The organism is Streptomyces sp. KR55, from assembly GCF_052245645.1.
Lineage (GTDB): Bacteria > Actinomycetota > Actinomycetes > Streptomycetales > Streptomycetaceae > Streptomyces > Streptomyces flavusporus.
On record NZ_JBQQCE010000397.1, the window covers coordinates 1 to 9,212 of the forward strand.

The 9,212-nt window shown below is 67.1% G+C and carries 9 protein-coding genes; 2 read left to right on the forward strand and 7 right to left on the reverse strand.

Annotated elements, in window-relative coordinates; genetic code table 11:
• Nucleotides 1-1,206: 1,206 nt before the first annotated feature.
• The 7 genes from ACTWQJ_RS39100 to ACTWQJ_RS39130 all read right to left on the reverse strand — a co-directional run bounded on the left by ACTWQJ_RS39100 (nt 1,207) and on the right by ACTWQJ_RS39130 (nt 7,975).
• Entirely contained in the window at nt 1,207-2,583 is a 1,377-nt protein-coding gene (locus ACTWQJ_RS39100) for a tryptophanase (protein WP_443311188.1), read from the reverse strand.
• Between the two features lie 67 nt (nt 2,584-2,650).
• On the reverse strand, nt 2,651-3,805 hold the full coding sequence (locus ACTWQJ_RS39105) for a tryptophan dimethylallyltransferase family protein (RefSeq protein ID WP_443311189.1): 1,155 nt from the start codon (nt 3,803-3,805) through the stop codon (nt 2,651-2,653).
• Nucleotides 3,806-4,134: 329 nt separating this feature from the next.
• Nucleotides 4,135-5,469 (reverse strand): cytochrome P450, encoded by a 1,335-nt coding sequence (locus ACTWQJ_RS39110; protein ID WP_443311190.1) that lies wholly within the window; start codon nt 5,467-5,469, stop codon nt 4,135-4,137.
• On the reverse strand, nt 5,466-6,071 hold the full coding sequence (locus tag ACTWQJ_RS39115) for a GTP-binding protein (protein ID WP_443311191.1): 606 nt from the start codon (nt 6,069-6,071) through the stop codon (nt 5,466-5,468). The genes ACTWQJ_RS39110 and ACTWQJ_RS39115 overlap by 4 nt, the downstream gene beginning before the upstream one ends.
• Nucleotides 6,046-6,423, reverse strand: a complete 378-nt coding sequence (locus ACTWQJ_RS39120) for a DUF742 domain-containing protein (protein ID WP_224738842.1) — start codon at nt 6,421-6,423, stop codon at nt 6,046-6,048. The genes ACTWQJ_RS39115 and ACTWQJ_RS39120 overlap by 26 nt, the downstream gene beginning before the upstream one ends.
• A complete protein-coding gene (locus tag ACTWQJ_RS39125) occupies nt 6,420-6,821 on the reverse strand; it encodes a roadblock/LC7 domain-containing protein (protein ID WP_443311192.1) in 402 nt (133 codons plus the stop codon). Before ACTWQJ_RS39125 ends, ACTWQJ_RS39120 begins: the two co-directional genes overlap by 4 nt.
• Entirely contained in the window at nt 6,818-7,975 is a 1,158-nt protein-coding gene (locus tag ACTWQJ_RS39130; RefSeq protein WP_443311193.1) for a sensor histidine kinase, read from the reverse strand. The genes ACTWQJ_RS39125 and ACTWQJ_RS39130 overlap by 4 nt, the downstream gene beginning before the upstream one ends.
• A 609-nt stretch (nt 7,976-8,584) precedes the next feature.
• Between ACTWQJ_RS39130 and ACTWQJ_RS39135 the strand changes: the two genes are divergently transcribed.
• Entirely contained in the window at nt 8,585-8,776 is a 192-nt protein-coding gene (locus ACTWQJ_RS39135) for a hypothetical protein (protein ID WP_443311194.1), read from the forward strand.
• Between the two features lie 170 nt (nt 8,777-8,946).
• A partial coding sequence (locus ACTWQJ_RS39140) for a RidA family protein (protein WP_443311195.1) occupies nt 8,947-9,212 on the forward strand: 266 nt, incomplete at its 3' end.

Sequence of the window (9,212 nt, forward strand, 5' to 3'; positions counted from 1 at the left end):
TCGGGTAGGCGGAGAAGGAAACGGACGCCCGCGACGGCGTGGTCGGTCTCGTCCAGATGATCGACGCTGCCAGCTGCCTCCTCGGCGCCCCTCACGATCGAGATCACGAACTACGGCTGGAGTACTAGCGCGCCAGTTCGGAGTGACATACCGTTCGCTGGAACACGCCGTATACGGCCTCACATGGCAGAACTTGAGTAAGCCACCTCCGCTCCCGCGTCCGCAGCCCAAGCAGGCACCCGGCAAGGGAGCGCGGCTCAATGCGAAGCTGGTCGCGGAACTGCGACGCGACTATGCGGAAGGGCGTGCCTCCATCAGCCAGCTAGCTGAGCGAACTAGGGTCAGTGCCAGCACGGTGCGTCTAGCGATTCACGGAGTGACATGGCGCTCTGTCACTGATCCAGCGCCCGTCGCCGTGGCTCGAGTTGGCCGACCCAGGGCTGCCGCCGGTGACAAGGCGGCAGCTGAGATTGTTCGGTTGCGCAATGGCGAGCGTCTGACCTGGGTCGAGATCGCTGCTCGCTCGGGGGTCCATAGGTCCACCGCTCAGCGACGTTACCGGCGTGCCGCATCCCGGCCGTGAGGTACCGGGCAGGCGGGGTGGTGGTGCGCTGGCTTCGTCCCCGCTCGAGTCGGCGCCAGAGGCGACGTGGCGGCGAGACCACGCGGGGGCTTGTGCGGGAGTCCAACAGCTCAGCTGCCGTGCCGACAAAGCCTCGGAAACGCCGCATCACCATTTTGGGAACGATCAGCTTGGAACGGGGCACGATCTGCGCCGTGAACCGAGTCGGGTACGCAACCGGATCTGCTGCTCTTTGTGATCTGGAAGGTGACAGGTTGTGGGTATGCCGCGTATGTCGACACCTCCCTATCACAAGTCCGTGCTGTGGCTGCTTGCTGTTTTCGTTGTCGGCATGGTGCTGGTCGGCTCGTGGATCGGAGGGTGGGCTGGACTGTGAGGAACCGACGAAAACGATGCCCTGCTGAAATGTGACTCTCGCCGTGCGAGGGTCCCACGTTGGCGTGTGAAGAATCCCGGTGCCGTTCCACAGCCACCAGCGCCACCCATGCGGGTTAAGGGCAGGCTGGGGGTGGCGCTTCCTGCCCGGCCACCGTCATCTGGGGCAGCCACGCCCTGCGCCGACGACGCGGCTCCCTTCGAGTCGCCGCGTCGCCTTTCCTCCTGTCTCGTGGATGCGGCGTCCTTCAGGACCCGCTGGGCTTGACCGGCTCCAGTTTGATGCTGAAGTGACGGAGGATCGGGGACTGGTCGACGATGCGGTAGCCGTGCACTGAGCTGGGATCCTTGGCGATGTCTGCCAGAGTCTGGGCGACGTGATCGTAGTGGCTGCGGGTGTATACCCGACGGGGCAGCGCAAGGCGCACGAGTTCGTAAGGCGCCGACTTGATGGGATTGCCCTGATCGTCTTCCTCGCCGAGGTAGAGGGATCCCAGTTCTGCTGAGCGGATGCCTCCGCGGAGGTAGAGCTGACAGGCCAATGCGTGGCCGGGGTACTGGTGGGGCGGTACGTGGGGCAGGAGCCGTCCGGCGTTGAGGTAGAGGGCGTGCAGGCCGGCGGGCTCGACGATGTCGACGCCGGCGGTCCTGATGCGGTGGGCGAGGTGTCCGGCGATGTCGGCGCGCTCTGCCAGGTAGGCGGGCTCGGTCACCTCCACGAGCCCTTGGGCCATCATGTCCAGGTCGCGTCCGGCCAGGCCGCCGTAGGTGGCGAAGCCTTCAGTCGCAATGAGGAGGCGTTCGCACTTCTGGGCGAGTTCGGGGTCCTTGAGGCCGATGAAGCCGCCGATGTGGACGATTCCGTCCTTCTTGGCGCTCATGATGCACCCGTCGGCCAGGCGGAAGGCCTCTTCGGCGACCTGGCGGGGGGTACGGTCCTGGTAGCCGGATTCGTGACGGGTCACGAGCCAGGCGTTCTCAGCAAATCGCGCAGCGTCGAGGAACATGGGGACGCGGTGGCGGCGGCACAACTCGGCTGTCTGCCGCAGGTTGTCCATGGACACCGGCTGCCCGCCGCCACCGTTGTTGGTGATGGTCATCACCACCGCAGCCACGGGCGAGTCCTGCGCGCTCTCCAACGCGTGCTGCAGGCCCTGTAGGTCGATGTTGCCTTTGAAGGGGTGCTGGTTGTCGAGGTCTTTGGCTTCAGGGCAGGGAAGGTCACGGGCCTGGCAGCCGGCCAGCTCCACGTTGGCGCGCGTGGTGTCGAAATGTGTGTTCGACAGGACGGTGCTGCCCGATGGGAGGAGCGAGGAGAACAAGATGCGTTCGGCCGCGCGTCCTTGGTGGACCGGCAGGAGGTGCGGGTACCCGGTGAGCTCGCTGACCGTTTCGTGCCAGCGGTAGAAAGAGCGGGAGCCGGCGTAGGACTCGTCGCCGTCCATGCCGGCGGCGAGCTGGGCGGCGGAGATCGCGCCGGTTCCCGAGTCGCTCAGCAGGTCGATGGTGACCTCGTCGGCTCGCAGATCGAACAGGTTGTAGGAGACCCGTCGCAGGGCTTCCTCACGCTGCTGCTGGGTGGTGAGGGGGATGGGCTCGACGACCTTGATCCGGTAAGGCTCCACTGGTCCTTCTTTCTGACGTTCCGTGGATCACTGCGTGGGGGGCTGAGTGGCGGCCGCGGCCGGCCTGTCACTGGTCGGCACCTGGCCAGGGCGGGCGCGGCAGCGGGGGGCGCACCGCGTATGCCTCGGAGGAGACGTACGCGGTGATGCGGGGTCGGCGGTCGCGCTCGTGGGCCAGCGCCAGGTAGGCGATCAGTCCCGCACCGTCGGGCAGTTGTCGCGTGGTGAGGGCGGCCAGGGCGCGGCGCAGTACTGAGGGGTCCATGCCGAAGTGGGTCAGCAGGGCGGTGGCGCGGGTGAGGGCTTCTTCGTCGTTGCGGACGTAGTCGCGGACGGGGATGTGCAGGGTGAAGCCGCTCGGTCGGCCGGTTGCGGTGTCGGTGAAGGAGTGGCAGGTCAGCGCCGGTCGCCTGCCCAGTCGTGTCTGGGGTTCGCTTCCCGCTGCGGTGGGCTGGCGGCTTCCTGCGGCGATGCGGAAGAAGGTGGCGACGTCCTGCGGTGCGGGGCCGGGCTCCGCGCGGTTCAATGCGCACGCGTCGGGTGCCGAGAGACCGGGATGGGTTGTGTAGACCTTGACGCGGGGGGTTTCCCAGGTGCCCAGGTCCAGGGCGAGGAAGGGATATGCGGATGTGTCGGGGAGCGCGGCGAATGCCTGGCGGTGGCCGAGTCGGTGCAGTGCCTCCTGCACCGTGGCGGCGGCCTGCTGGGGGCCGGACGCGGCGGGATTCAGGTAGATCTTCACCCCGGGGATGCCGCCGGGGCGTAACTCCAGCGCGTACCAGAGGGCCAGGGCCCCTTGGGGCGAGGGGGGCAGGAACAGGTCCTCAAGGCAGTCGAGTTGGGCGGTGGAGAAGTGCCAGCGGCGGGCCATATCGTGGATGACGGCGAGCCCGTGGCGCCCGTTGTCGGCCATGCCGGCGGCGGTGCAGCCGGGTTCGACTAGTACCCGCAGGGCGGGGGCGGCGCCCGGGCGGAAGGCCAGGGAGAACTCGACCGGCGTGTGGTCATCGGAGATGAAGCTCGGCGAGGGAGGCGGCAGGGCCAACGGACGCCCGGACGCGTTCCCGAGAGAGTCCACCAGGATCTGTGCGTAAAGTGCCGCGTCCGTGTCCGTCAGGCCCACGACAGCGCTCAGGCGCAGCAGTTGACCGACGACGTGGTTGCCGAGTGTGAGGCTGTGTGCGTCTGTGGCCGGTGTGTCGCTCGCCGGCGCCGTACTCACCGGGCCCCCTGGAGCACGGGGCGGCGAGGAGCGCGCGAGGGGACGGTCTGGGCAGGGGCAAAAAGATACCCGCCGGTGAGGGCGGGTATCCGGCCATTCGGCCTGCCTATCTCAGTACCTATGAGGAAGATCTCCTCCTGGGAGAACGGGTGAAGCGGCCGGGGGGTGGAGTGCTGAGTGAGAGTGGAAGCGGCGTTCGGCTCCACTGTCCCTCCTTTACCGTGTGACGACTCAGATACCCTGCGCAGTCCTACCCCCACGGTTGAACGCTCATGCAGTAGGCGGTGGCTGCCGCGCGTTACCTGTGTCACCCCATGTCGCAGAAGGTCCTACGTCCTCAGCCAGGTGAGGAAGGAGCTCCACATGCCGCCGCGTTCCTTGGTCGGGGGCGCCGGGGATTCTGAGCGCTGTGCTGCCTGCACCGGCTGCGGCTGTGCGGCGTGCCGGGGCGTGTCCGGGGTGAAGCGGGCTGGCAGTTGTGCCAGGGCGCGGTTGAACGGGCCGGGCCGCCAGGTCAGGCTCTCCTCGGGGACGGCGAGTTCGACATCGGGCAGCTCGTTGAACAGGTGCTCGACGGCTGCCAGAGTGATCAGCCGAGCGGGTTCCTTGGAGGGGCAGGCGTGCGGCCCTGCGCTCCAGGCGAGGTGGGCCCGGTTGCTGCCCTGTCCAGTTGCGGACCGCGCCGAGGCGCCGTTGGCGGCCTGAAAACTGACCAGCACCAGATCGCCGGCGCTGAGCTTCTGCCCGGCGAACTCCATGTCTCTGGCCGGGTAGTGGGGTGCGTAGTTGGACATGGGCGGGTTGCTCCACAAGGTGTCGTCGAGTGCCTCCTCCACCAGCCCGTTCTGTGCATACCGGTCGTTGGTCAGCAGCAGGTGCAGGGTGTTGGCGATCAGGTTGCGCAGCGGCTCCGCGCCGGCGCCGAGCAGTAGAACGAGCTGGTGGGCCATTTCCTGGTCGTTCAGCTGGGCTGGATGCTGCATCAGCCAGGACGTGACGTCGTCGCCTGGCTGCGCCCGCTTGAGCGCGACCAGTTCGCTCACGGCCTGGAACAGAACCTCGTTGGCCTTCTCGGCGTTGATGCCGTCGAACATGCCGGAGATGCCGAACATGACCCGGTCGCCGACCTGTGGCGGGCAGCCGAAGAGCTCGTTGAAGACGAAGAGCGGAAGCTGCTTGGCGTAGTCGTTCAGAAGGTCGGCGGAGCCACGGGCGCTGAACTGGGCGATGAGGTAGCGAGCAACCTGATCGACGTTCTGGCTCAGTCGGTGGCTGCTGACACGCGCGAAACTTTCGGTGACGGCCTGGCGCAGCCGCAGGTGCTCGGCGCCGTCGGTGAACATGCAGTTGGGCCGGTGGACAAGCAGGGGAAGGACAGGGCTGTCCGGGCTGATCCTGCCCTCGTTAAGATCCCGCCACTGGCGCGCGTCCTTGCGGAAGTCACCCGGATTCTGCAGCAGGTCCAGCGACGCCGCGTAGTCCGTCACCAGGGTTGCTTCCACACCCGGGGCCAGTTCGACGGGTGCCGTCGGGCCGTGGTGGCGCATGTAGGCGTAGTACGAGTGAGGATCGGCGGCGAACTCCGCTGTGTACATGGGGATCCGCTGACCGCTGCCGTGCGCGGGGCAGCCGGGCGGCGGGACGGGGGTCGGTTCGCTGGTCATGCGTGCTCCAGAGCGGCGCGTTCGTGTAGGTAGCGAACGAGAGTGATCAGCGCTTTCGCCGATGACCTCTCGTCCCGTGCGTCGATGACGACGACCGGGGTGTCAGGCAGGAGGTCGAGCGCTTCTCGCAGCGCAGCCTCGGTGCGTGCCGGCGTGCCGTCGAAGTGGTTGACGGCGATAGCGTAGGACAGCCCGTACTGCTCGATCAGATCGATGACGGCGAAGGAGTCCGCAAGCCGCTCAGGGTCCACCAGAACCATGGCTCCCAGGGCGCCACGGGCCATGTCCTCCCAGATCTGGATGAACCGCTGCTGCCCGGGCGTGCCGAACAGGTAGAGCACCACCTGGTCGCTGATTGTCAGGCGTCCGAAGTCCATTGCGACCGTGGTCGTGGTCTTGCCCTGCACTCCCTTGAGATCGTCGACCGCTTCTGCCACCCGCGTCATGTTCTCCTCGGTGGACAGCGGCGGGATCTCGGAGAGGGTGCGGATGAGGGTCGTCTTGCCGACGGCGAAGTGACCGACGACCAGGATCTTCACCGCGGTCTGTTCTGCGCCGCCCCGGACATAGGCGTCCTCATCCAAAGTGCGCGTGGAGTCCATCCAGCACCTCCTGGAGAAGCTGTGCGTCAGCGAGACGCGCCCGGGGCACGGGCGCTCGGGTGATCAGGTAGCCCCCCTCTGCCAGGGAACTGAGGAGGATCTTCACCACACCCAGCGGGAGCTCGGTGTGGCCGGCGAGCTCGGCGACGGAGAGGTAGCCGCCGGAGCACATGTCCAGGACCGTCTGCTCCTCGGGGGAGAGCCGGTTGGGGCGCTGCCGCTGGTCGCTGGCCGTCGTCACAAGAGTGATCAGGGAGAACTGATCCTCGGCAGGCAGACCACGCCCGCGGGTGATGACGTAGGGCCGTACTAATTCTGCGGCTTCAGGCTCATCGGGGGTGTTGTCAGTCATGGGCGGTGGCCGATGTCCTCGCGGGGTGATGTCGCCAGTTCCTTGCCCAGCTGGCCGACCAGCTGCTGCATACGGAACGTGATGTCTGCCATGTCGATGTCGGCAGCCGCCGAGACCGCGAGGTAGGCGCCCTCACCGGCCGAGATGAGGAAGACCCAGCCGCCGTCGAACTCCACCAGGGTCTGGCGCCACTGCAGGTCCTCACCGTCGCAGAAGAAGGCCAGGCTCCGGCTGAGTGACTGCACACCGCTCATCGCGGCGGCGACCGTGTCGGCCGAGTCCCGCCCGAGGTCTTTCGTACGGGCCATCAGTAGACCGTCGGCCGAGACCAGGACCGCATGAAGGGCCCCGGGAATCTCCAGGGCACTGTCCAGCATCCATGACAGGTCGTTCTTCACGAGGAGGTCTCCGGTCCCTTGCGTGCGTCCTGGCTCGGTCGGCGCATCGCGTCCGGCGGTGCGGCGCGGCCGGTCTCGGTCCCCCGTTGAAAGGCGCCCATGATCGACGCCGTCTCCGCAGTGGAGCGGGCAGGCTGGCGCTCCCTGCCTGGGCTGGTCGGCACAACAGCCATGGGCCTCTGCTTGCGCCGGCGCTTGGGCAGCCCGTCGGCGGTAGTCGCCGGAGCGTCTGCGTCGGCCCCATCCGAGCCCTCTGCTGCCTGGAGAGCGGCCTTCGGCATCTTTGGCTCCGGCATGCCGGTCAGCAGTTCCTCTGGGAGGAGCACCACCGCGCGGACACCCCCGTAGGGAGAGGTGGAGTCGACGGAGACGGTAAAGCCGTAGCGTTCACAAAGCGCACCGATCACCGCAAAGCCGAACTGCGGAGGGTTCCCTAGCCCGGAGACGCCTGCGGCGCGCGCGCCGGACAGAAGTTCCCCTGCCTTGGCCTTCTCCTCCTCGTTCATGCCGACACCCGCATCGTCAACCACGATGCAGATGCCCTTGGGCACGGATCGAACATTGATCTCGACCACGGTTTCCGGAGCCGAATAGCTCGTCGCGTTGTCGAGCAGTTCGGCCATGGCCAGGGCGACCGGCTCGACGGCCCGGCTCGTGATGGCGAAATCGACCTGCGAGAGGATCTCGACCCGCTGGAAGTGGCGGATTCGTCCCTGCGCGCTGCGGATCACGTCGTAGACCGAAGCAGGATCGCGCTGTCGGCCCAGCCAACCCTGGCACAGGACAGCGATGGACTGAGCCCGCCTCCCGAACTGGGAGTTCATGTGGTCGATCTCCAGCAGATCCTGGAGAATCAGCGAGTCGCCGTGCTTCGCCTGCAGCTTGGAGATGCCCAACTGCTGCTCGGCCGCGAGACCCTGGAGCGTCCGCATCGCGGACTTCAGCACCGTCTTCGTGGCTTCTTCGGCCCGCTCCTCGGCCTGCCGAACGATCTCGGCATAACCGCCTTCCAGTGCGGTGTACGAGGATTTGAGCTCGTCGCTCTGCCTGCGTAACCTCCCTATCACCTTCCGCTGGCGAATGATGACCGTGGCTGCGGCAGGGGTACCGGCAACGAGCGCCCAGACTGCCGGATCCAGCATGTATTGCGTCATGTGACTCTCTTCAAGCGACTGAAGCCCCAGTAGCTGAAAACCTGCCGTAGGCGTCCCGGCAGGCGGCGGTACTTGGTGGGCTGGCCGGCAGGCTCACGGACCCGTGGCCCGCTTGGCAAGTGCTGAGATCATATCACCGGGCGTAGCTGACTCATCATCAAGTAGCCGACTCAGACGGCGACTTGGCGAAGATATGTGTGTCCTCTGATGGAGAAGGTGTGTACCCGAACAATCCTCTCGCTTGTGGGCCGGGGGTGTACTCGGCGAGGAGGGCCCGCTCCGGGCTGCGGGAAGCAGGGGGTAGTCGGTGTAGCCGGTCCCTGCGCACCGGGGCCCCCGTCAATCCGGTCCGCGACAAGTACCTGATGTACATGGGCGGCCCGCGTTCTGGGGCCGCCGCCGAGGCTTCCGCCGTGCCCGGCAGGGAGCGGAGCTGGAGCGTCTCATCGCACTCGTCGACGGGTTGGCCGCCATCCTCACAGAACCCACCTAGCGACGCCTGCAACGCACGACACCGACCGGACGGCGGCGGCCGCGTCACGCAAGGCGGCGCGTCAGCTCGGCTGGAAGGTCGCCACGATCGGGTGGATCGGCACCCGCTTCGGCACGATGGTCGCCGTTCAGGACACCCGGGTCGTCCCCGAGGAGTACCGGCCGGTGGTCGACGCGGCGATGAACGAGCGCATGAGTGCCGCGCTGGCCAAGGTGTGGGGCGAGCCGGGCGAGGCTCCCGTCCAGCGCGGCTCGGTCGCCCTGATGACGCAGGAGTTCCGCGCGGCCGTTGCCGATGCGAACGCCTGACCCGAACGGTCCGCAGGCCTCGGCCAGGATGCGTCCGGCGTACAACGCGCCGGAGCACGACGTGCTCCGGCACTCGGTCAGCTTGTTCTTTAACCTCAGGTCGCTGCGGAGTGCTTGCCGGTGGGGAAATTGCGGTGCGTGCTGGCACCACGCTAGGCAGACTCGCGGACATGACTGAGAAGATCACCCGCATCAACCCCGAGCAGCTGCATGAGACGCCCGGCTACCACCACATCACGGTGGTAGAGGCAGGGCGTACGGCCTACCTGGCGGGACAGTGCCCGCTTGATCGGAACGGTGACCTCGTCGGTGCCGGTTCCCTCGAGACGCAGGTCGACCAGGTGGTCGCGAACGCGCTCACTGCCCTGGCAGCGGCGAGTGCCCAGCCGCAACACGTGGTGCGGTCAGTGATCTACGTGCGGAGCGAAGAGAGGGA